This window comes from Paenibacillus sp. ICGEB2008, assembly GCF_000307675.1.
GTDB classification, from domain to species: Bacteria; Bacillota; Bacilli; order Paenibacillales; family Paenibacillaceae; genus Paenibacillus; species Paenibacillus polymyxa.
The window spans coordinates 49,555-71,690 of the sequence record NZ_AMQU01000028.1; the positions used below are offsets into that span (position 1 = coordinate 49,555).

Annotated in this window: 18 protein-coding genes and 2 pseudogenes; 5 read left to right on the forward strand and 15 right to left on the reverse strand. The window is 46.0% G+C overall.

What is annotated here, in order from left to right; all coding sequences use genetic code 11:
* Window positions 1-88: 88 nt before the first annotated feature.
* The 6 genes and pseudogenes from folE to C400_RS0123550 form a co-directional block, all read right to left on the reverse strand.
* Window positions 89-682 (reverse strand): GTP cyclohydrolase I FolE, encoded by a 594-nt coding sequence (gene folE, locus C400_RS0123525; RefSeq protein ID WP_013369415.1) that lies wholly within the window; start codon window positions 680-682, stop codon window positions 89-91.
* Window positions 683-736: 54 nt separating this feature from the next.
* Window positions 737-991, reverse strand: a complete 255-nt coding sequence (locus tag C400_RS0123530) for a YneF family protein (protein ID WP_013369414.1) — start codon at window positions 989-991, stop codon at window positions 737-739.
* 105 nt (window positions 992-1,096) lie between these two features.
* Window positions 1,097-2,829, reverse strand: a pseudogene (queG, locus tag C400_RS0123535) (tRNA epoxyqueuosine(34) reductase QueG).
* Between the two features lie 96 nt (window positions 2,830-2,925).
* Window positions 2,926-3,363 carry a ribonuclease HI gene (rnhA, locus tag C400_RS0123540; RefSeq protein WP_016819337.1) on the reverse strand — a complete coding sequence of 146 codons (438 nt, stop codon included), beginning with the start codon at window positions 3,361-3,363 and terminating at the stop codon, window positions 2,926-2,928.
* 93 nt (window positions 3,364-3,456) lie between these two features.
* Window positions 3,457-4,041, reverse strand: coding sequence for a signal peptidase I (lepB, locus tag C400_RS0123545; protein ID WP_016819338.1), 585 nt, complete (start codon window positions 4,039-4,041; stop codon window positions 3,457-3,459).
* A gap of 119 nt (window positions 4,042-4,160) precedes the next feature.
* A complete protein-coding gene (locus C400_RS0123550) occupies window positions 4,161-4,586 on the reverse strand; it encodes a GNAT family N-acetyltransferase (RefSeq protein WP_013369410.1) in 426 nt (141 codons plus the stop codon).
* A gap of 521 nt (window positions 4,587-5,107) precedes the next feature.
* Between C400_RS0123550 and C400_RS0123560 the strand changes: the two genes are divergently transcribed.
* The gene (locus C400_RS0123560; protein WP_016819339.1) at window positions 5,108-5,722 is read left to right on the forward strand and encodes a superoxide dismutase; all 615 of its coding nucleotides are present in this window, start codon (window positions 5,108-5,110) and stop codon (window positions 5,720-5,722) included.
* A 136-nt stretch (window positions 5,723-5,858) separates the two neighbouring features.
* Window positions 5,859-6,347, forward strand: coding sequence for a DinB family protein (locus C400_RS0123565; protein WP_017428441.1), 489 nt, complete (start codon window positions 5,859-5,861; stop codon window positions 6,345-6,347).
* 84 nt (window positions 6,348-6,431) lie between these two features.
* On the opposite strand, the gene C400_RS0123570 is transcribed toward C400_RS0123565, so the two are convergent.
* Together C400_RS0123570 and C400_RS0123575 are read right to left on the reverse strand one after the other, a co-directional pair.
* Window positions 6,432-7,871 carry a PTS transporter subunit EIIC gene (locus C400_RS0123570; RefSeq protein WP_016819341.1) on the reverse strand — a complete coding sequence of 480 codons (1,440 nt, stop codon included), beginning with the start codon at window positions 7,869-7,871 and terminating at the stop codon, window positions 6,432-6,434.
* A 24-nt stretch (window positions 7,872-7,895) separates the two neighbouring features.
* Window positions 7,896-10,088: an alpha-galactosidase gene (locus C400_RS0123575; RefSeq protein WP_016819342.1), complete on the reverse strand. Its 2,193-nt coding sequence runs from the start codon at window positions 10,086-10,088 to the stop codon at window positions 7,896-7,898.
* Between the two features lie 174 nt (window positions 10,089-10,262).
* On the opposite strand from C400_RS0123575, the gene C400_RS0123580 reads away from it, so the two are divergent.
* The gene (locus C400_RS0123580) at window positions 10,263-11,084 is read left to right on the forward strand and encodes an AraC family transcriptional regulator (RefSeq protein ID WP_016819343.1); all 822 of its coding nucleotides are present in this window, start codon (window positions 10,263-10,265) and stop codon (window positions 11,082-11,084) included.
* Window positions 11,085-11,187: 103 nt separating this feature from the next.
* Here the strand turns inward: C400_RS0123580 and mutY are convergent, their stop codons facing one another.
* Window positions 11,188-12,402, reverse strand: a complete 1,215-nt coding sequence (gene mutY / locus C400_RS0123585; protein WP_017428442.1) for an A/G-specific adenine glycosylase — start codon at window positions 12,400-12,402, stop codon at window positions 11,188-11,190.
* 4 nt (window positions 12,403-12,406) lie between these two features.
* Window positions 12,407-12,811: a holo-ACP synthase gene (gene acpS / locus C400_RS0123590; RefSeq protein ID WP_016819345.1), complete on the reverse strand. Its 405-nt coding sequence runs from the start codon at window positions 12,809-12,811 to the stop codon at window positions 12,407-12,409.
* A gap of 181 nt (window positions 12,812-12,992) precedes the next feature.
* Here acpS and C400_RS0123595 point away from each other — a divergent pair, with 181 nt between their 5' ends.
* Window positions 12,993-13,820, forward strand: coding sequence for an alpha/beta hydrolase family protein (locus C400_RS0123595; protein ID WP_016819346.1), 828 nt, complete (start codon window positions 12,993-12,995; stop codon window positions 13,818-13,820).
* A gap of 91 nt (window positions 13,821-13,911) precedes the next feature.
* Here C400_RS0123595 and nadE read toward each other — a convergent pair whose 3' ends face one another.
* The 3 genes and pseudogenes from nadE to C400_RS28605 all read right to left on the reverse strand — a co-directional run bounded on the left by nadE (window position 13,912) and on the right by C400_RS28605 (window position 17,138).
* Window positions 13,912-14,721, reverse strand: a complete 810-nt coding sequence (nadE, locus tag C400_RS0123600; protein WP_017428444.1) for an ammonia-dependent NAD(+) synthetase — start codon at window positions 14,719-14,721, stop codon at window positions 13,912-13,914.
* A 102-nt stretch (window positions 14,722-14,823) separates the two neighbouring features.
* The gene (locus C400_RS0123605; protein WP_016819348.1) at window positions 14,824-15,258 is read right to left on the reverse strand and encodes a BrxA/BrxB family bacilliredoxin; all 435 of its coding nucleotides are present in this window, start codon (window positions 15,256-15,258) and stop codon (window positions 14,824-14,826) included.
* A gap of 142 nt (window positions 15,259-15,400) precedes the next feature.
* Window positions 15,401-17,138, reverse strand: a pseudogene (locus C400_RS28605) (two-component system sensor histidine kinase NtrB).
* Between the two features lie 296 nt (window positions 17,139-17,434).
* Here C400_RS28605 and C400_RS0123615 point away from each other — a divergent pair.
* Window positions 17,435-18,694 carry an NAD(P)/FAD-dependent oxidoreductase gene (locus C400_RS0123615; protein ID WP_026065505.1) on the forward strand — a complete coding sequence of 420 codons (1,260 nt, stop codon included), beginning with the start codon at window positions 17,435-17,437 and terminating at the stop codon, window positions 18,692-18,694.
* Window positions 18,695-18,863: 169 nt separating this feature from the next.
* On the opposite strand, the gene C400_RS0123620 is transcribed toward C400_RS0123615, so the two are convergent.
* Entirely contained in the window at window positions 18,864-20,534 is a 1,671-nt protein-coding gene (locus C400_RS0123620) for a ribonuclease J (protein WP_016819351.1), read from the reverse strand.
* A gap of 171 nt (window positions 20,535-20,705) precedes the next feature.
* Window positions 20,706-22,136, reverse strand: a complete 1,431-nt coding sequence (locus C400_RS0123625; protein ID WP_017428446.1) for a YfcC family protein — start codon at window positions 22,134-22,136, stop codon at window positions 20,706-20,708.

The following is a 22,136-nucleotide window of genomic DNA, read 5'->3' on the forward strand; positions in this document are numbered from 1 at the left end:
ACTATTACCGATGTTAACAAAAAAAAGGCGGCTACGCCTATGCGTAAACCACCCTTTTTTTTATCACTAACCATTGCATTCTGTTCAATTATTCCTTGATCAGGGACAAGAACTCTGCGCGTTGTGCTGCATTATCACGGAACGTACCGCGTACGGCAGATGTTACCGTTTTGCTGCCAGGCTTTTTGACACCTCTGGCACACATGCACAAGTGTTCGCCTTCCACGACCACCATAACTCCGTGAGCGGAGACCGCTTCATTTAAAATATCAGCGATCTGCGATGTAATACGCTCCTGTACCTGCAATCGGCGGGTCACCGCCTCCACCAAACGGGCTAGCTTGCTTAGTCCTACAATTTTACCGCTGGGTACATAGCCGATATGCACTTTTCCGAAGAAAGGAGCCATATGGTGTTCACACTGACTGTAGTAGACAATATCCTTCACGATTACAAGCTCCTCGTGATTCTCGTCAAATGTCACACCCAGCGCATCTCGTGGATCAACCTCATAACCCGCAAATATTTCCTCATACATGCGCGCAACGCGTGCTGGTGTTTCCAACAAACCTTCACGCTTGGGGTCCTCACCGATCAGTTTTAAAATCTGCTCCACATGGTACTCGATTTTATCCCGGTTATCCGCAGCTTTGCGGTTAATATAATCTTTTACGCCAGCCACAGTAATCCTCCTCTATGCAGCAACCTCATGCGGCATCCGTACTCACGTTGCTCATTATTTCCGACGGCCCTGATTTTTACGCGCACCAGGCTGATTTTTGGAGAACTGTTGGTTCTTCATCATCTGCTGGGCTTTTTGCATCTGTTTCCCATTCAGGTTGTAGCCCATCTGTTTGGCCATTTTTTGCAGCGTTTCAGGGTCGTTCTGCATCTTTTCAAGCTGTTTGCGAAGATAATAAGCACCGATGAAAAATCCCCCGACCAAGCCAACAATCAGGGTAATAATCGGAATGACAATATTCCACACCACGAAGTCGTCACCTCTGTATATTTATATGAGACATCTTGAATTACACGAACCTATCATAGCAAAACATGGGACAGCTAGCAAATTACTTTTTGCAAACATATGTCCTTATTCCTTCTCCAAATCCAGCAGCTTCATTTTGACTGGCAAGCCTCCGGCATAGCCAACCAAACTACCGTTTGCACCCGATACACGGTGGCATGGAAACAGGATAGGCAATGGATTTTTGTTATTGGCTTCGCCGACAGCACGTATCGCCTTGGCTCGTCCAATCGATTCTGCAATATCTTGATAGGACACACTTTGTCCGTACGGAATATTTTGCAGTGCGCGCCATACCTGCTCTTGAAAAGGAGTGCCTCTCAAATCATAGGCTATACTGAATTCCCGTCGTTCTCCCGCAAAATATTCACGCAGTTGTTCTGCAGCTTCGCGCAGCTTTTCCGGCTCCTGTACATAGACATATTCCCCGACCCATGTCCGGGCCCATTGCTGAAGCAATGCTTCCTTCGCATAAAAAGAGCTATAGTCAATTCGGCATAGACCTCGATCCGTAGCACACAGCGTCAGAGTGCCCACAGGCGTCTCCATTTCGTCATAATAAATCTTAGTTGGACCCTGTGAATCCTCCGTCTTTAATTCAGCAGAAGTTTGCTGCTCTGCCTGCTCTTGTTCCGCTAGCTTGGAATGCGCCTGCGCGATCATTTCGCGTACTTGCTCATGTTGTTCCTTCTCTGATGCTTGCTTGATCGCTGTCATAGCGTTTTCCCCTCCTATTCGACTTAAAGCCCACGCCGCCGTGCCTCGCAGCTCGGGACGCGGATCATCCAATAAAACCTCCGTCAATTTGGGCACCGCGCTAACATCCTTGAAATTGCCAAGACCAATGACTGCATTACGTTGAATCGGCTTCTTCCCCCGCCAAGCCGCTGCACTTTGACCAAACCGGTCTTTGAATTCACGATTGCTCAAATCCAGTAACGGTAACAGCAACGGCTTCACAATTTCAGGATCGGGTGTAAGCTCGGGATGATGATCCCAGTTAAGGCCTCGATTTTTGGGACATACGATTTGGCACGTATCACATCCATACAGCCGATTCCCTATTTTCAGCATAAACTCCTCGTCCAAAAAGCCCTTGGTTTGCGTCAAAAAGGACACGCACCGCTGGGCATTCAGCTGTCCCGGACCTACAAGCGCGCCGGTAGGACATGCATCCAAACATTTGGTGCACTCTCCGCAACCATCCGTAACCGGTTCATCGGGCTGGAAGGGAATGTTCGTCAACAGCTCCCCGAGATAAATCCATGACCCCAGTGTCGGTGAAATCATCATCGTATTTTTGCCGCTAAAGCCAATTCCTGCGCGTTCCGCAACGGCTCGGTCCGACAATTCTCCGGTATCCACCATGTTTTTCAACAGTGCATCAGGTACCCGCTCACTTATAAAAGCCTCCAGCTTTTCCATCGCTTCGCGCAGTACCAGATGATAATCTTTGCCCCAGCTGAACGCGCCATAATACCACGGTATTTGCCCTTGTCCGACTTCGGCGGGTCCTTCATTTTCGAAGGATACGCCACCGCAATGGCAATCAGGGATGCGGGCTGCGAGCCATACAGCTCTGGATAGATACGCTTATCAATATCGGGCTCCTCAAAGCCGGATTCATAACCTTTAGCACGGTGCTCTTCCAATATAGCTTTCAGAGACAGAAAGGGATCGGCGGATGCGAACCCGATGGAATCAATCCCCAGCCCTGGAGCTGCCTCAATAATTTCCTGCTTGAGCGAAGCCCAAGTCGAAGCCGTTCCGGTCGCCGTCCGAGTTAGTTCGCGTTGCATCCGATACTCACCTCTCTTTCACAATTCTTCGTGACAGATAGGAGAATGATGTATCATTCTCCTATCTCAAATTTCAACAGAAAATAGCAGCAGATGCTACCGTAAATTTTTAACAGCACTCGTCGCCAGAAAATCACAGCGATTATTCAGTTCGTTGTCACTGTGGCCCTTCACCTTTACATATTCAACCTCATGCTTACCCATTAGTGCCCATAGTTCTTCCCAAAGTTCCTTGTTCTCCACCGGCTGATTTTTACTGTTGCGCCAGCCATTACGGAGCCAATTCTTAATCCAGCCTTGTTTGAAGCAATTGACGACATAGGCAGAGTCACTGTGTACTTTTACACGGCACGGCTCCTTGAGCAGCTTCAGCGCTTCAATCACCGACTTGATCTCCATGCGGTTGTTTGTCGTCATCTTTTCGGCACCCGACAGCTCCTTACGATGCTCTCCATACAGCAAAACAATCCCCCAGCCCCCTGGGCCCGGGTTCCCCGAACAAGCACCGTCGGTATAAACCATCACTTCTTTCATCGTTCTCTTCCTTTCCTGATTGGGAATCGCTGATCCGTTATAACCCTGATCGGTTTGTGCGTGTTCCCCATTGATTTCAGAATCATAACTGCTCTATAGCCACTTCCACTCCGAGATCGGCCAAAATATAAACTCTGCACGTCCCAGTAAATCTTCAGACTTAACGCTGCCAAAATACCGGCTATCCTTGCTTGCAGCCGTATGGCGATTATCTCCCATGACAAAGAAGTGTTCTGGCTCCACCGTAAAAGGACCGTAATCACCATCCTCCACGTCCGAGTTGGTGTACGGTTCATTTAGCAGCTCACCGTTTACATATAAATGATTATGCTCAATCCGAATGACATCTCCGGGAATACCTATGACTCTTTTCACTAAAAATCTTGGGCTGGACAGTTTGGAATCGGGATCTTTTAAAATCACAATGTCCCCTCTTCCCGGATCATGAAAATTATAAACCAGCTTGTTAACGAACAAATGCTGGCTTTCCATTAGCGTCGGCTGCATCGAATGTCCTCTGACCGTAGACAAGTTAAATACAAACAGGTTCAGAAGCAGCAAGACAACCATCGCGATCAGCAGAGTGACTAACCAATCGCGTATGTAACCAGAGCGACCTGCCTGTTTGGACGTTTCCGGTGAAGGAAGCGGGTCTGACGAAGGAGCCAAAGCGTCCATAATTAACCTCCTCAACCCTGTTATAAATAGAAAAGCATATCCCGTACCCGATTGCAACGGTTACTCAGATATGCTCTAAATGTAAATATTATACTTCGTTTCTGTATATCGAATACCGATTAATGAGGTGCCAAAATACTCAGCTTCTGAAACGCCTGTAAAATCTGGCTTGCTCCGTAGCCCATAGCTTCGTACAACGGCATGGCCGCACTGTTATGCTTGTCCCCTGCTACCCAAATACGGCTAACCTTACGTTGCTGAAAACGCTGCTCCATGGACTCCACAAGCGATTTCCCGATTCCCATCCGACGATGATCCGGGTGAATAGCAATACGATAATAACAACCATGATTCTGATCAATCGTGCCAATCAGGGCACCAACGATCTCTCCCTCTTCTTCGGCAACGACGATCAAACCGGAATCCCACGAAAGCTGACGGGCAAAAGCACCCACCGTCTCTTTGTAGCACTCCTCTGACAAGGCAATTTGCATGAGTTCCGTTACTGAATTCACATCACTTAATTGAAAGGAACGAACGTGCATAAGTAATATCTCCCTTTTCGTAAGCATAATAAAAAAATTGAGACAGCACCGTCATTTTTACATAAATCCATAAAGCGCTTATCATGGTGTTAATCACAAGGCATTATGATAAAAATGCATACGATCTGCTATATATGAAATGAAGAACAGGAAAAGGGTGTGTGCCCTCAAGTTCGTCATGTCATAGACATGACAGCTAATAGCAGACGACAAAAAAGCCCAAAATTCTGCTTCCTTGACCATTAAACCATACTTTTTGACGGAATACATCCTTTTTTCTCATGTAAGCGCTGTATATAAAGCGTTTACATTTTTGAGGGGCAAATTTACCTCTTATTACCTATGTATTACGTATTCCAATCGGGTTTTTGGACATGCTAGCTACCAGGCGCTATTGCTCAGTTTGGTATTTTACAAACAAAAATGTTGAAAAAATAGGCCGAATGCGGTTTAATATAACTATCGAGGGTATTATTACATAGGAACACTTACCCAACCATATAACCAGGAGGGATTTTATTATGGCATTTCAATTACCAGAACTTCCTTACGCAAAAGACGCACTGGAACCACACTTTGATGCACTGACAATGGAAATTCACCATGATCGTCACCATAACACATATGTTACGAACTTAAATGCAGCTCTGGAGAGCGCTCCTGAACTGCAAAGCAAAAGCCTGGAGGATCTGATCTCCAATCTGGACAGCGTTCCTGAAAGCATCCGCACTGCGGTTCGCAATAACGGTGGTGGACACCACAACCACAGCCTGTTCTGGGAAGTTATCGCTCCTAACGGCGGTGGACAGCCAACAGGTGCAATTGCTGAAGCCATCAACAACGAACTGGGCGGCTATGACAAGTTTAAAGAAGACTTCACTAAAGCAGCTACAACTCGTTTTGGTAGCGGCTGGGCTTGGCTGGTTGTCGGCAAAGACGGCAAATTGGCGATCACTAGCACTCCAAACCAAGATAGCCCGCTGTTCGAAGGTCTGACTCCGGTCCTTGGATTGGATGTTTGGGAGCATGCTTACTACCTGAAATATCAAAACAAACGCCCAGACTACATTGCAGCTTTCTACAATGTAATCAACTGGGATGAAGTCAACAAACGTTACGCTGCTGCAAAGAAATAAGCCAGTAGCAACATTCTTATCCTGAATCACGAGGGCTGTCTCAAAAGTAGATTTTCTACGAATGAGACAGCCCTTTTGGCATTCTGTGGTAAACTGGTGGAAATCATTCTTTATTACAGTCCCTGGAGGGTAATGGATGCAGACTTTTTTTCGTTACAATTGGATGGTTCGGGAACAATGGTACCGCTGGTGTGAAGAGGTGCCGCAGGAGGAACTGCTGAAAGAACGCATCGGCGGGGTTGGCGGCATTCTAAAAACGCTCTTTCATATCGTTGATGTAGAATGGAGCTGGATTCAAATCATTCAAGGCAAACCTGATTTTCAGGAAGACTTCTCTCAGTATAATACGCTGAATAAAGTCCGCGAGCTGGATGCAAAGTTTCGACTCGATGTAGAGCCGTTCGTACTCGCCTGGCATGAAGGTCTGGAACGAAAAAGGTTTGAAGATCACCTCCCGGACGGCAGAATTGCGATTGATGCCTGGGGTGAGGTAATGCGCCATGTCATTGCCCACCAGATTCATCATATCGGGCAGTTATCCGTATGGTCGCGCGAGCTTGGCAAGCCTCCGGTATCAGCCAATGTGATCGGCAAAGGGCTGATTGAGAGCGATCCCTCCATATAAGTACGATATCCGCAAATAAAAAGGAGTAGAAAGAGCCTGCAAGCTCTTTCTACTCCTTTTTATTCATAAACTTCGATTCATTCCTTAAGATATTACTTTTGACCTCTTGCTCTTGATCATACCGTAAGCCAATGTAAATAATGCTCCGCATAACAGGGCAATCAGATGAGCGACAAGATAATTGATATGACCGTGGTTATCTGATGCTGCAATTGCAAAGCCAGGAAGAGCCGTGGTTCCGAATCCTATGGCTGTCAGCTTGCTTAAATATACATATGCCCCTGCAACCATTCCTCCAAGGCAACCAGCAATTAAAGGGAATTTATACTTTAAAGTGACCCCGAAGATGGCTGGTTCCGAGATTCCAAAAAGTACAGACCCGAATGCAGAGTAACCCAGTTCTTTAACCTTGGTGTCTTTGCGATTCAAAAGAACATACCCCAAAACGGCGCCCCCTTGAGCCATCAAAGCTACCGATGCCAATGGATTGATAAAATTTCTGCCTGTATCGGTTAACAACTGTGCTTCTACCGCGCCCATAACATGGTGCAAACCCGTAATAACGATGATCTGCTGAATACCTGCAAAAAACATAAAGCCGAATATCCCTAGGTTTTGCGTCATCCAAAGCAACGAAACAGTCACCAGACTGGCCAACTCTCGCCCAAGAGGGCCGATAATGGTAAACAATAGCAGAGAAGAAACAAAGACCGTCAGCAAAGGAGCCAAAAATAGTTTAATCATGTCTGGAACCTTTTTGTTAAAAAACTGATCCAACTTGGCTACCACATATCCCATCATTAGAGCAATAATAATACCGCCCTGAAAGCCAACCAACTGTACGGGAAGCCCGAAAAGACTGATCGATTCCGGATTTTGGCTTCCTTTAGCTACCTCAAAAGCATCCGCCAAGGCCGGATGAAGCATAATCGCACCTAGCACAAGCCCGAGAATTGGACGACCACCGTATCTCTTGGTTGCAGAATACACAACAAGCAGCGGGAGGATGGTGAAAATCCCTGTGGAAACGATCTGAACAAAGCGATTGATCCCTTGGAAAATTGGATACATCTCCACAATCGATTTAGGGCCGAATAGCCCCTTTTGACCCAGAAGACCGGTTATCCCCATTAACAATGCGGCGGCAAGAATTCCAGGCATGATCTCAATGAAGACATCTGACAGCGATTTAATGGCTTTCTGAAAAGGATTTTGCTTTTGTGCGGACTTCGATTTGACATCACTTAATGACATATCTTCCGTTCCAGTCAGTTTGGAGAACACAGCATAGATATTATTGACCAACCCTGCTCCAAAAATGATCTGCAGTTGATCCCCTGCTATGAAAACACCTTTAACCAGATCAATATCTTCAATCTTCTTTAATTCCGCTTTTTCATTGTCCTCAAGGACAATTCTTAGTCTTGTGGCACAATGGGCCACACCGATAATGTTCTCTTCACCACCGATATATTTTAAAATTTCTTGAGATATTTGCTTATAATGCTTTTCTTTTGCTTCCATCTAGTAAAACCTCCTCTAGCTGAATCAGATGTCCTCTTTAACAAATCTCCAGAACATGCCTAAAAAGTCCTGCTTCACCCTGGCAAGCGTTATGCCAACATGCATTAATTCATCACCACCGAACAGCTCACCCGTTTCTATATTTCTGTAAACGTAGTCTGGATTCAGACCTTTGAATTTTAACGTTTTAATCGCAGCAGCCGGTTGGGATAAAACCTTGAAATAGCTGGCCGCCATTTCCGTTTGATCCTCTGACACAAAGCTCCATGCGGCTTCATTTTCATCAAATGGATTAATAATTCTGTAAAACTTTCCAAACTGAATGAGCGATCTCATTTCTTTATACAGAGCTATCTGTTGTTTTACCACTTCTTTTTCTTCAACGGTTAATGCCGTCAGATCCAGCTCATATCCTAAATTCCCGGCCATGGCGACATAACCTCTGGTCTCCAATGGAGTTATTCTGCCCACTTGATGGTTAGGTACCGTGGAGACGTGTGCGCCCATCGTAATCGGAGGGTAGACAAGACTTGTTCCCCATTGAATTTTCAGTCGGCAAATGGCATCCGTATTATCACTTGTCCAGGTCTGAGGCATGTAATAGAGCATACCGGCATCAAAACGGCCTCCTCCACTAGAGCAGCTCTCGAATAAGACATGAGGAAACTTCGATGTAAGCTCTTCCATTACACTGTAGAGCCCCAGAATATAACGATGCGCCGTCTCCCTTTGTCTTTCAGGTGGTAAAGCGGCCGAACCCACATCTGTCATGTGACGATTCATGTCCCATTTCACATAAGTAATTGGAACATCCGATAAAATGTCGGAAACCGACTTAACGATGTACTCACACACTTCCTTCCTCGATAAATCCAACATAAGCTGATTTCTACCCAACGTATACGGACGATCAGGGACATGGATACACCAATCGGGATGCTTTCTGTATAAATCGCTGTCTATGGATACCATTTCAGGTTCAAACCACAAGCCAAACTCCATACCCAGATTTCGAATGCGGTTGGCAAGATCCGGCAAGCCATCTGGAAGTTTGCGACGATCCACCACCCAATCGCCTAATGAAGTATTGTCATCATCACGCTTTCCAAACCATCCATCATCCAATACAAACAGCTCCACTCCTACACTTTGAGCTTCCTTGGCCAACTGCTCAATCTTGTCGGCATCAAAGTCAAAATAGGTGGCTTCCCAGTTATTAATCAGGATCGGCCGCTCCTTGTCACGAAATGGTCCACGACATAATCTGTTCCTGTATAAATCATGATAAATTCTCGACATACCACCCAAGCCATTTTCGGTGTATACCATGACGACTTCTGGCGTTTGGAAGGATTCCTCTGGTTCAAGCAACCATGTAAAATCAAAAGGATTAATCCCCATCGTAACTCTAGTGTTCCGATAGGAATCAACCTGAGTCTGGGCCGTAAAGTTCCCGCTGTACACCAGATTAAAGGCGTACACTTCGCCCTGTTCTTCATCTGTTCCTTCCCTTACAAGTGCCATAAAGGGTGCTTGTTGAGGGCTGCTGGCTCCGCGGCAGCTGTCTACCATTTGAATCCCGGGTAAAATTTTTCGTCTTGCTATATTTTTTTCATTATTATGCGCACCGTACAAGGTAATGAGTTCGTACTCATCATCACGAAAATCCACACTAGCACTTAATGCTCTAAGCAACTTTAGCTGCTGCTGACCTTCATTATCGAAACGGACTGAACGGGTAATGACATCCCCTTTTTGATATAGGCTATAGGATAGTACAACCCTTACATCAATTAATGGGTCTTCAAGGATGATTTCCAGTGTTTCTACTTCGCCATCATCCTCCGCATACGTAGAAGGAAGCCCTTTCAATTTTGGTTTGCCTTGGTAAACCCGATGTTCTTTATACCGAAAATCTGTCACTGTAGAACCATTCTCCAATTGAAGCTGATACGCAGGAATCCTGAAGTCACTATTTCCAAATGACGGGTATTCCTGTGGGATGGTATCCAGTGAAAAGGCTCGATCCGCCCCATCGGGATTAGGTGAAAATCCTCTATCCATGAAGATGATTTTGTTGCTCCCCCGATAGGTCTGAATTCTCTTCCCCCAATACAGATGAGCTAAATAACCATCACGTATAACCTGCATGACATAACTCGTATTGCTGCCTTGTAAATGGAATAAAAGCTTCTCTTTATCAATGTATATAGCCATAGTAACCCCCTTGTAGCGCCAATAGTAATATTTTCAAAAAATATAAATTATGTTGTTTCCTTGTTTCTTACACCCTAATAATAATTGAATAGTTTTAATAATTATATGGAATAATGTAGACTCTATATGAAACGGTGTGATAATATGCAGAGATGAATTAAGAGGTGAAACCAAATGAGTTCGCATTTTTCCAATCATTCCTATAACAACCTGGATCTCAATTTATACACCTGTGGCAAAGAAAGCTGTACCAGCAAACACTCTTATGGTCCAGCCATTCGAAGCGGGTATATGGTGCATTTTATTTTAAAAGGAAAAGGGATCTTTAAAGTCAATGATAAAATCTATCATTTGGAGAAAAACGATGCTTTCTTTATTGAGCCGAAGGTTTTAATTTACTACGAAGCGGATGAAGTCGACCCGTGGGAATATGCCTGGATCGGTTTTAATGGGGTGCAAGCCAAAGAATATCTAAGCCGAACCTGTATCAATAGGGATAATCCCATTTTCCAGTTCGAAGCCGAGGGCAGCCTTGCCCGCTGTATGGAGAGCATCGTCGTTTCTTCTACGCTAAAATCCAACAAAGACCTGCTGCTTGCATCCAAGTTGTATGAATTTCTATATCTGATGTTTGAACTTTATCCTAATCAGGAAGTCAACAATGAGGTAAGACAGCAGCGGTATATTAAAGAAGCGCTTCTCTTCATTCAGCAAAACTATTCACATTTCATTACCGTAAGTGACATTGCCAAGTACATTTCAATTGACCGTTCGTATTTGCATCGTTTATTCAAACAACAACTCAATAAGTCACCGCAGGAATTTTTATTGCATTTGAGGATTGAAAAATCATGCTCCCTATTAAAAAATACTTCCCTTAAAATCGGAGATATTGCTCGATCAGTAGGGTATAAAGATGTACTCCTATTCTCCAAGATGTTCAAAACGGTCAACAAATTAACTCCATCCGAATACCGAAAAAATCACCAAAAATAACACGCTTTGTTCGTAACTAAGTTAGGCATTTTCATTCCAGAAACAAAAAAATAGCGGCAGCATGGAGTAACCTTAAGTCCATACTGCCGCTATTTTATCAACATCAGTTCTCTTTTTGCTTCGTATAATACTCGGTGATCAGATCAAGGAACACCTTGGGGAACGCCAAGGTGGACATATCTGCCTCACTGATCCAGCGGTACCCCGCTGGCAAGGTGCTACTCGCCTGATCCGCCTGCTCAGCGAGCGCAATCAACGCACCTGGCTTCGCCGCGGTGCTGTAGCTGGCCCGCTGCTCGGCAGCCTTCCCGGCAGGAGCGGCGACCTCTTCACACTGGAACACACGCAGGTTCCAGTGAATGTGGCTGAACGTGTGCTCCGCCTCACGTACAAACCGCACCGGGCGCGCATGCACGCCCTCTGCCAACAAATGAGCCGCCAGATGGTCCATGGCTGGCTCATCCGGCACCGGGCCGTTGTAGCCCTCCGGCCCGGCAAGCTCATGCGGCAGCTCCCACATGCGGGCCAACAGGCCCTTGGCCGGGCGTTGCCGTACAAGCAGGCGACCTGTGTTCGCGCCGCTGCCCTCGATGAAGGCGACGGAGCGTGGCTCCAGGCGCGGCGGTTTCGCTTTTGTTTTGACTGGCAGCGTCTCCTCGCGGCCTGCCAGCCTGCCCGAGCAATGCTCCATGACCGGGCAGGTCAGGCAATGGGGCGACTTTGGCGTGCAGACTAGCGCTCCCAGCTCCATCAGCGCCTGATTAAAATCAGCGGCTCTCCCTTCGGGAATCAGCTCCCTGACCAGACTTTCCATATGCGACCGCGTGCTACCCTTCATAATATCCTCTTCAATGAGGAAATAACGTGACAGCACACGCATCACATTCCCGTCTACAGCAGGCTCTGGTCGATTAAAGGCAATGCTCATAATGGCCCCCGTCGTATATGGACCTACACCTTTCAGTGCCGCAACAGCCTGCGTATCATCCGGCACCTGCCCACCGTGAAGCTCAACTACCTGTTTCGCTGCCGTTTGCAAATTCCGAGCCCGTGAATAATACCCTAGCCCTTCCCATAGCTTGAGCACATCCTCCTCGGGCGCTTCCGCCAGCGCTTCAATCGTCGGAAAACGTGCAATAAAGCGATTAAAATACGGAATGACCGTATCGACACGTGTCTGTTGAAGCATAATTTCCGAAATCCAGATATAAAAAGGATTGCGATGGCGGCGCCACGGCAAGTCGCGTTTGTTACGTGTATACCAATTCAACAGTTCAAAGCTAAAATAGCGCTTTTGTTCCAATGTATTTGTAGTCATCCCATCACGTCTCCTTATATTCGACAATCACAAAAGCAGAGGCAATGTTAGGCTGATGTGTAATACTCAAGTGAATGCTGTAATTCGAGTCACCCGTATTCGGCAATCTCAGTCGATCCCACGCAGACGAAGACAAATAAACTACGGGCTTCCCCCCAGGTTCAGGTAGAATATCCATATCACTGAACCCGATGATTTGTCCAATTCCACAGCCGAAGGCTTTCGTTACCGCTTCCTTGGCGGCAAAGCGCCCTGCTACGAACTCCGCTAGCCTTCCCTTACGTTCCACTGCAAGCTCGCGTTCTGCCGGGGTCAGCACCCGATTCAAAAATGCATCTGCATATTTACCTGCCAAAATATGAGCCATACGGCTTATTTCCAGTACATCATGTCCAATTCCGTAGATCATTTGGGTATTCCCCGCCCTTTTTTACTTTACTGGATCTATTGTAACAGTGCGTCCACACCCTGGCGAGTCGCAAAGGCGTAAAAGCGTCACCAAAATATGTTAAAATGAGAGAGGCAATCAGTGAATGCTTGAAATTCGCGGATATGCCGGTTTAAAAACTCCCGTAGAAAGGAAGGATAGGATGTCAGAAACGATTGTGGTTGAAGCAGGTACCGATGCAGGAACAGATGCGGTGATCCGTGCCTCCTGGTTTCCCGCTAAAAATACGGCCAAAAGCCTGCTCATCATCGCTCATGGCTACAAAGGATTTAAGGATTGGGGTATGTTCCCCTTTATAGCAGAAGCATTGAGTATGGATAACCATGTGGTAACCTTCAACTTTTCACATAATGGCATAGGTGAGGATCTGGAGAATTTTACCGAGCTGGAAAAGTTCGCACGCAACACCTATAGCCGCGAACAAGAGGATTTGGTACTATTGCTGTCCAATCTGAGAGCACGCCATGAATTCAGAGAATTGCCGTTGTTTCTGTTAGGACATAGCCGAGGTGCGGGAAGCTGCTTTGTATATGCTCTAGATCATCCCGGCGAGATTGCTGGCGTCATTTCATGGAATGGCGTAACGGATCTTGATCTGTTTACTTTACCGCAAAAAGAAGAAATGCGTGCCAAGGGACGCAGCTATGTGCAAAACGCCAGAACTGGGCAACAGCTTCCGCTGGATGCTGTCATTCTGGACGACCTGGAGCACAATCGCGAGCGTTTTGCCATTGTAGACAGACTTGCCAACAGCCAGCTCCCAGTTGTGCTTATCCAGGGAACCGAAGACTCCAAACGTCTACGGGAAGGCTCTGCCCAGCTCACCTCCGTTCGTCCCGATATCGAGTGGGTACAAATTCAAGGCGGCAATCATACTTTTAATACGGTTCACCCATTCCAGGGAGGCAGTCTTCAACTGGATCAGGCGATTACCGAAACCCGCCGCTTCATTGACTGGATCACCAATTAGGCAATAGCCCTCTCAATACAAACGGCGATCCGCCGGGCGGATCGCCGCATTTATTTAGTTCAGCATTTTACAATTCCAAAATGATTCATGCTTACACTCCTGGAATGCTTGTCCGCTTATGTGCTGTACGTGTAAAATAGCTTTCCAGCTTTTCGCGGGCTGCGGGGTCAATTTCCTTGCCTTCCAGATAGTCGCTGTTTGCTTCGTAGGAGATTCCCAGTTCCTTTTCATCCGTCTGGCCTTCCCACAATCCTGCTGTAGGCGCTTTGTCCAAAATAGCCTGTGGAACTCCAAGATAGCTGGCTAACAAACGTACCTGACGTTTGTTGAGCGTACTGAGCGGTGTAATATCGACCGCACCATCGCCCCATTTGGTATAAAAGCCTGTAATGGCTTCTGAAGCATGATCTGTACCCACGACGAGCAGGTTCAGTTCATTCGCGAGTGCGTACTGAACCACCATACGTGTTCTTGCCTTTACATTCCCTCTCACTTGCGGAGTGATGGAACGTTCCAGACCCATATCCTTTAATGCATGCTCCACTTCCACGGCAACCTCATCCACGGCTTCCTTAATGTTCGTTTCCCCAGCATATTTCAAATTGAACGCTTTAGCCACTGCGTAGCTATGATCAATATCTTCCTGTTGACCATATGGCTGGAATACACCTAGCGTTTTGTATTCTTGCCCTTGCTCCTGCGTCAACTCATCTGTAGCCTGCTTGCACAAGGCGGCAGCTACGGCACTGTCAATCCCGCCACTAATGGCGATCAACAGCCCTGTGCTTCCTGTTTTTGTTACGTACGACTTGAGGAAATCCACACGCTTGCGGACCTCCGCCTCTACGTTGATCGTAGGCTGTACTCCCAATTCAGCAATAATCTGTTCCTGCAAACTCATCAGATAAGCACCTCTTTTTTAGGAATTTCCTTCACAAGCCAACACGCAAAAGCCCCGGCAAGTTTCGCAGGCGAAAAATGCGGGGGCATAGCTTGAGCAGTCTTACCGGCAAAAACGGTCAAATGCACCGGTCAAATCAGCAGCAATCTGATCTGCCGAACGATCTTCGATCTGATGACGCTCGATGAAGTGAACCAGTTCGCCGTCTTTCAGCAGCGCGATCGAAGGGGAAGATGGCGGATACGGTGCGAAAAATTCGCGAGCCTTCGCCGTTGCTTCCTTATCCTGTCCCGCAAAAACCGTATACAGATGATCCGGCGTAATATCATGCTTCAGCGCTTCAGCTATACCCGGGCGGCATTGGCCTGCGGCACAACCGCATACCGAGTTCACAACCACCAGCACTGTACCTTTAGCATCAGGCAGCTTGGCCTCCACATCTTCAGAAGTACGCAATTCCTGAATCCCAAGATTCGTCAGTTCATCGCGCATAGGCTGAACTGAATCTCTCATATATTGATCGAAAGACATAGACATATTCTTTCACTCCTTTTCATTAAATCATGTATACTACGTTTCTAATTTCATCCTGTGCCGTAGTAAAGGCATGGACATCTAAAGCCCATTATACAATCTTTTTCACGTAATTTGCAAAAAATCCGGTTACATCTTTGCACAATTATTTCTGTATCGAATTTATGACAGGAGGCTCAGAATGCTCCCGATAAGTCGGAATGGTTCTGCGCAGACGGACTTTAAACTGTGTGCCCATTCCCTCCACCGAATCTACGGCAATCGTACCGTGATGACGCTCCACTATACTTTGACATAAGGCCAGACCCAAACCTGTACCTTTCGTTTTGGTTGTGTAAAAAGGCTGGAACAGCTTTTCAAGCTGTTTTGGCGGAATTCCCGGACCAGTATCCCTCACTTCCAGTTCGACAAAATCCCCTTCCTCATGAGTAGAAATGGTCAGCACGCCCTTTTCCCCCATAGCTTCCATCGCATTACGCGATAAATTAAGCAGCAATTGCTTGATCTCCTTAGGGTTCAGATGCAGCATTGTTACATGATCCTCCAGCTTTAACTCGATCGTCTGTCCCCTCAGGTTGGCATCTGCCCACAATAGAGGTGTTAGTTCACGAATGATGTCATGCAGATGACACTGCTCCTTCTCGACAATCCGATTCTGGGCCAGGGAAAGAAAATCATTAATAATCCCATTCGCCCGATCCAGCTCCTCCATTACGATGCGGTAGTAATGGCCTAGAGAATCAGGCTTTTCTCGCGCATAAGCTGTAAAAACCCGCGCACAACCGCCATCGGATTACGTATTTCATGAGTAATGCCCGCGGCCATCTGCCCGACCAGACTGAGCCTCTCAAAATTGCCCAGCTCACTGCGGAGCGTCTCCAGCTCTGTAATGTCCTGCAAGGCGATAATGACGCCTGTGGTTTGATTCATATGTTTATCCCGAAAAGGAGGAAACTTGAAAAGAATACTTTGGGAGATACATTTATAAAATCAGCGCCTGCTTCTCCTTCCAATGCTTTCGCAACTCGTTCGTTAACTACAGGTGAAGCGCTAAAACCGTACAACGAGTTTAAGGGACGGCCTACGACCTCAGGCAGCGTAATAAAGGGATCGAAGTCCCGATAGAGCTCCAACATCGTTTTGTTCATATGTATAACTCGTTCTTCGCTGTCCAAAGTAACAAGAGATAACGGCATCAAATCCATGACTTGACGCAGCTTATCCACTTCGATTAAATATTTGCTCGTAAACTCAGTTACATCTCGCCGCAGCGTCAGTTTCTCAAAAGAATTATGCATCAGACTTACGACCGCAAAACTTGCCAACACACCTACAGCAACATTCCAAAACGTTGTAAGCAGATCAGGAATGTATACTGAAATGTTCTGTTTGCCCCACAATAGCGGTAATAAAGCCTTAAGCAGCATATCAGCCACAACATATGTGAAAATTACGAGCTTTTTGTCCAACAATGTTCCTCTTTGAAAAAACTTGACATGCAGTAGCATAAAAGGAAAAAGGATAAAAGCAGTGCCCACATACATTGGGGACATTTCTATCGACTGCGCTATAATTAGGACACCCGTCAATGCAGAAGCAGCGAGTACAAAGGAAGTGCGACGTGTACCGTACATGACGCCCACAGTAAGGGGAATAATACCGAGATTGGAAGGTAGGCCATATGGAGGCTGGTATTGAAAGAGCGAACATAGCAATATGGCTGGCAAGCAACACAAATAAAGTATTCCTTGATGAGGTCCGGGAAGCAGATGGCCTGCCCAAACCTTTTTCTTGTCTCCATAATCCGTTAATATAGAGAAAAAACCCGCCGATATAACGGCAAGGAGAACTTGGAGCACACTTTCCTTTAACGCAATTAACAAGGACTTCTCCCCCTCATCATCTTTCCTTGACGCCGTTAGTTGAATTAAAGCACAGGCTACAATATATTACAATATATGTGTTAAAATCCCGGTGTAGAACGACAAATTCTGCTAAATACCGGATATATATAAGAGGATCGTTTTTACGTTTTTTTTTACTTACTCCTATAAAATAGAAGATATACACAGCTACTGTGCTCAGAGTCTATCTAAAGAGACGGGATTACGATATGATGGAAAATTTGTTACGCGATTCTGAATTTTTTGAAAATTTGTCGACGAAAAGGAAGAGGTTTATGACTTACGACGTAATTGTGATCGGAGGCGGCTCAGCCGGCTTAATGGCCGCGGCGGCTGCTAGTGGCGAGGGCGCCAAGGTGCTTTTAGTGGAAAAGGGAAATAAACTCGGACGAAAGCTGGGGATCTCCGGTGGAGGTCGCTGCAATGTCACGAATGCAAAAGAGCTGGATGAACTCATTCGCCACATTCCCGGCAATGGCCGTTTTCTGCACAGTGCCCTGGCTGCTTTCGGCAATCGGGATATCATCGCCTTCTTTGAACAACTAGGTATAGCCTTAAAGGAAGAAGACAACGGGCGTATGTTCCCAGTGACGGACAAAGCCAAAACGGTCGTCGACGCTTTGATTAATAAGGTACGCTCTCAAGGAGTCGAAATTCGGACAAGCTGTCCTGTTCAAGAAGTGATTTACAAAGAAGGTCATACGGCTGGCGTGCGGCTGCGTTCCGGTGAAATGCTGCGTAGCCGTAACGTCATAGTCGCTGTCGGTGGCAAGTCCGTCCCTCATACAGGCTCGGAAGGTGACGGCTATGCATGGGCAGAGCAAGCAGGGCATACCATTACGGAACTATATCCAACAGAGGTCCCGCTAACGTCAGGCGAGACATTCATCCAGACAAAAGAGCTTCAGGGACTCTCCTTACGAAACATCAGCCTGACCGTATGGAATGCGAAACAAAAGAAGGTTATCGTTCATGAAGGAGATATGATTTTCACTCATTTTGGTTTGTCTGGTCCAACTGCTTTGCGTTGCAGTCAGTTTGTCGTCAAGGGAATGAAAAAAGATAAGGTAAACACGGTGTTATTAACTCTCGATTTACAGCCTCATAAACATGCTGATGAAGTCTACCGTGAGACGCTGGAACTGGCATCGGTCGATGCAAAAAAGGCGATCAAAAACGTACTTAAGTCTTATTTACCGGAACGCATGATTCCGTTATTGCTTCAGCAAGCTGAACTGCGTGAAGATTTGACCTATGATCATATTCCCAAGCAGCAATGGCAAGAACTCGCCCATCGAATCAAGGCGTTTCCCATTCGTGTGAATGGTACGCTCTCTCTAAAGGAAGCATTTGTTACCGGGGGCGGTGTGAACTTGAAGGAAATTAATCCGAAAACAATGGAATCCAAGCTGATGCCTGGATTGTTTTTCTGCGGTGAGATTCTGGATATTCACGGCTACACTGGAGGCTATAATATTACGGCTGCGTTTACGACAGGACATACAGCAGGAACGCAAGCGGCTTTAAACCATTAAGACGCTGCGCGTAGGATTTGATCTTACGATCGCTACAACGCTATCACAGCCGCATTTTTGGAAATAAAGAAGAAAAAGACTTAAATCAGTTGTATTTCTGATTTAAGTCTTTTTTTGAGTCATCGCGTATTGAACAAACTCCATCTTGTTTTGACGTTTACCGCTATGCCTATACCTCAATAATGATAGGTAAAATCATAGGTCTTCTCTTGGTCTGGCTGTAAATAAACTGACCCACATTATCTTTTAACATCTGCTTAATCAGGCCCCACTGACTCATTTCGATTTCTGTTAACTCGTTCACTGTGGTCATAATCGTGTCGCGAATCTGATTCATCAACTCTTCGGAATCCTTAACATATACAAAGCCTCTGGATATAACCTCTGGCGCAGCGAGCATTTGCTTCTCGTTTTTGCTCAGAGTCATCACAATAATCAGCATACCGTCTGAGGAAAGTTTTTTACGGTCCCGCAGTACAATATTACCTACATCACCAGTTACCAGCCCGTCTACCAGGCTATTGCCGGATGGTACTTTGGGCCCCAAGGATGCCCTTCCCTCTGCGATTTGAATCGTCTCTCCGTTTTGGACGATAAATACATTCTCCATCGGAATCCCTACTGACTCTGCTAGCTGACGATGCTGATGCAGCATTCTGAATTCACCATGTATAGGAATCAAATACTGGGGTTTCATTAGGGTCATCATTAATTTTAACTCTTCTTGGCTGCCATGACCGGATACGTGCATCCCCGTGGCGCTGCCCGATCCATAAATCACGTTGGCGCCCAGTACGTACAGGTTATCGATGACTTGGGAAAGATTTCGTTCATTCCCGGGTATAGCTCCTGCGGCGATGATCACAGTATCACCAGGCAAAATTTCGATTTTGGGGTGCAGAGAATTGGCAAGTCGGGACAGTGCAGCCATCGGTTCTCCCTGACTTCCTGTACATAATACTGCAATTTCTTCTGCAGGATACCGCTCTGTTTCTCCAGCCTCAATCAACAAGTCCTCCGGCATGTGCAAGAATCCCAGCTCCTTAGCCACGGACACCACATTGATCATACTGCGTCCCAGTAAAACAAGTTTTCTGCCTGTCTCCACAGCCGCATCAATGACCTGTTGGACACGGTTAACATTGGAAGCAAATGTAGAAATGAAAACTTGCTGTTTGGCTCTGGCAAAAGCGTCCAAAATATGCCCGCCAACCAAACGCTCCGAAGGAGTAAAGCCTGGTCTTTCGGCATTTGTACTTTCGGAAAGAAGCACTTTAACTCCTTGTTTTCCAATCTCAGCCATGCGATGAAGGTCAGGGAAAGGTCCACTGACAGGAGACATGTCAAATTTAAAATCACCGGTATGAACCACATTTCCTTCTGGTGTCTTGAAAAAGACGCCCAAGCAATCAGGGATGCTGTGTACAGTGGTGAAAAAGGATGCCTGAATCGAACCCGCCTGAATGGTTGAATCCGCATCTATAAGATGAAGCTCAGCATCACGTAAAAGGTTATGTTCCTTTAGCTTAATTTTAATCAATTCGATAGTGAGTTTTGTGCCATATACGGGGATATTAATCTGCTTCAGTAAATAAGGAATGCCCCCGATGTGATCCTCATGGCCATGCGTTACAATGAGCGCTCTGACTTTATCCTGATTCTCCTGTAGATAGGTGACATCTGGTACAATGAGGTCAATACCAGGCAAATTTTCATTAGGAAACTTGGAACCACAATCAATGACGACAATATCCTGATCATATTGGATAAGGTACATATTTTTACCAATCTCATTAACACCGCCTAAAGCAGCAATGAGTAATCTGTTATCAGCAAGCATCAAGTTTATTTCCTCCTTAGGAAAATGCTATCCATATTATTTATTTTCCACGTAAACTTATACACCCTATTGGGAAAGAAATGAGTAGCCTTCCTACATAAGAGAGGACTTGTTTCACCAACACAAAAAGAAACCCTTGTCTCTAACAGACAGGGGCCCTCACTTGATTGATTAGATACCCACCGCAGCCGATATAGCAGCAAAAATAGCAGCAATCAGCCATAGGATCGGGAATAGTTTGAAGATTACCTTCAGCCACTGTCCAAAGCTGATCCGGGCAATGGCCAATCCTGCCAGCAACACTCCGCCTGTGGGTGAAATGAGATTGGTTAACCCGTTACCAAATTGGTACGCTGTGACTACAGCTTCACGATTGATGCCTACAAGATCGCCAAGCGGTGCAAGTACAGGCATGGTTAGTGCAGCTTCCCCTGAAGAAGAGGGAACGAGGAAAGTAATGATATTATGCGCAAGCAGCATAATAGTCGTGAATAAATAACTTGGCAATCCTTCCAGGACGCTTGCAAGTGCATTCAATACGGTATCTATAATCATCCCCTGTTCTGCGATAATCAGAATTCCGCGGGCGAGGCCTATGATCACCGCGGCGTAGATAAATTCACCGCATCCTTTTACAAAATTCTCAGCTATTTCCTTCTGACTCATTTTGGTGACAACCCCAACAAAAATACCAAGGGCAAAGAAAAGGGCGCCGATCTCCGTCATATACCAGCCTTTGACCAAAATCCCCCAAACAATTGCTCCAAGCGTTACAATAAATCCACCTATAATTAATTTGTCCCGAAATGTGAAGACGACGTCCTCATCTGTGCTTTCCTTTATAAATTGCTCGCGGTTTATAATATCACTCTGAAACACGATGGATTTCTCTGGATTTCGCTTAACCCGGTGCGCATACCACATCGTAAAAGCAATAGAAATCGCCGTAAATACAAGCCATTCGATAAATCTCAGCCAGAGCTGAGGATTCCCCTCCACTCCTGCGATTCCCTGGGCAATCAACACCGAAAATGGATTGACCGTCGAACCAACATAGCCAATTTGCGTTCCCAGAAATAAAATAAGAATCGCTGTCATAGAGTCAAAACCCAAGGCAAACATTAACGGAATGAAAATCGCATAAAGTGGGATAATTTCTTCACTCATCCCAAAAGTAGAACCTCCGAGACTGAAGATCACCATAGCAATGGGAATAAGCAAAATCCCCTTATTCTTTAGCCGCCTGGCAAGAGCTGTCAGCGCACGATCAATGGCCCCTGTCTGCAGAATAATACCGAAGGAGCCGCCTACGATAAGAACAAAAGAGACGACATCGGCGGCATTGATAATCCCCTCAATCGGAGCGCTAAGGATCTGAGGGATGCCCTGTCTCAAATCACCGTTCTCTCCCGTTTTGGGTACAGAGTGATAGGTTCCTGAAACGATTGCCGTTTTGGTCACACCGTTCACTGTCACTTCATGACGCTCAAATTGACCGCTGGGTACAATCCATGTCAACGCGGCGACTGTAATAATAATCAAAAATATTAAGGTATAGCTATGGGGCAAGGATAATTTCCATTTCTTATTCGTGATGTTCAT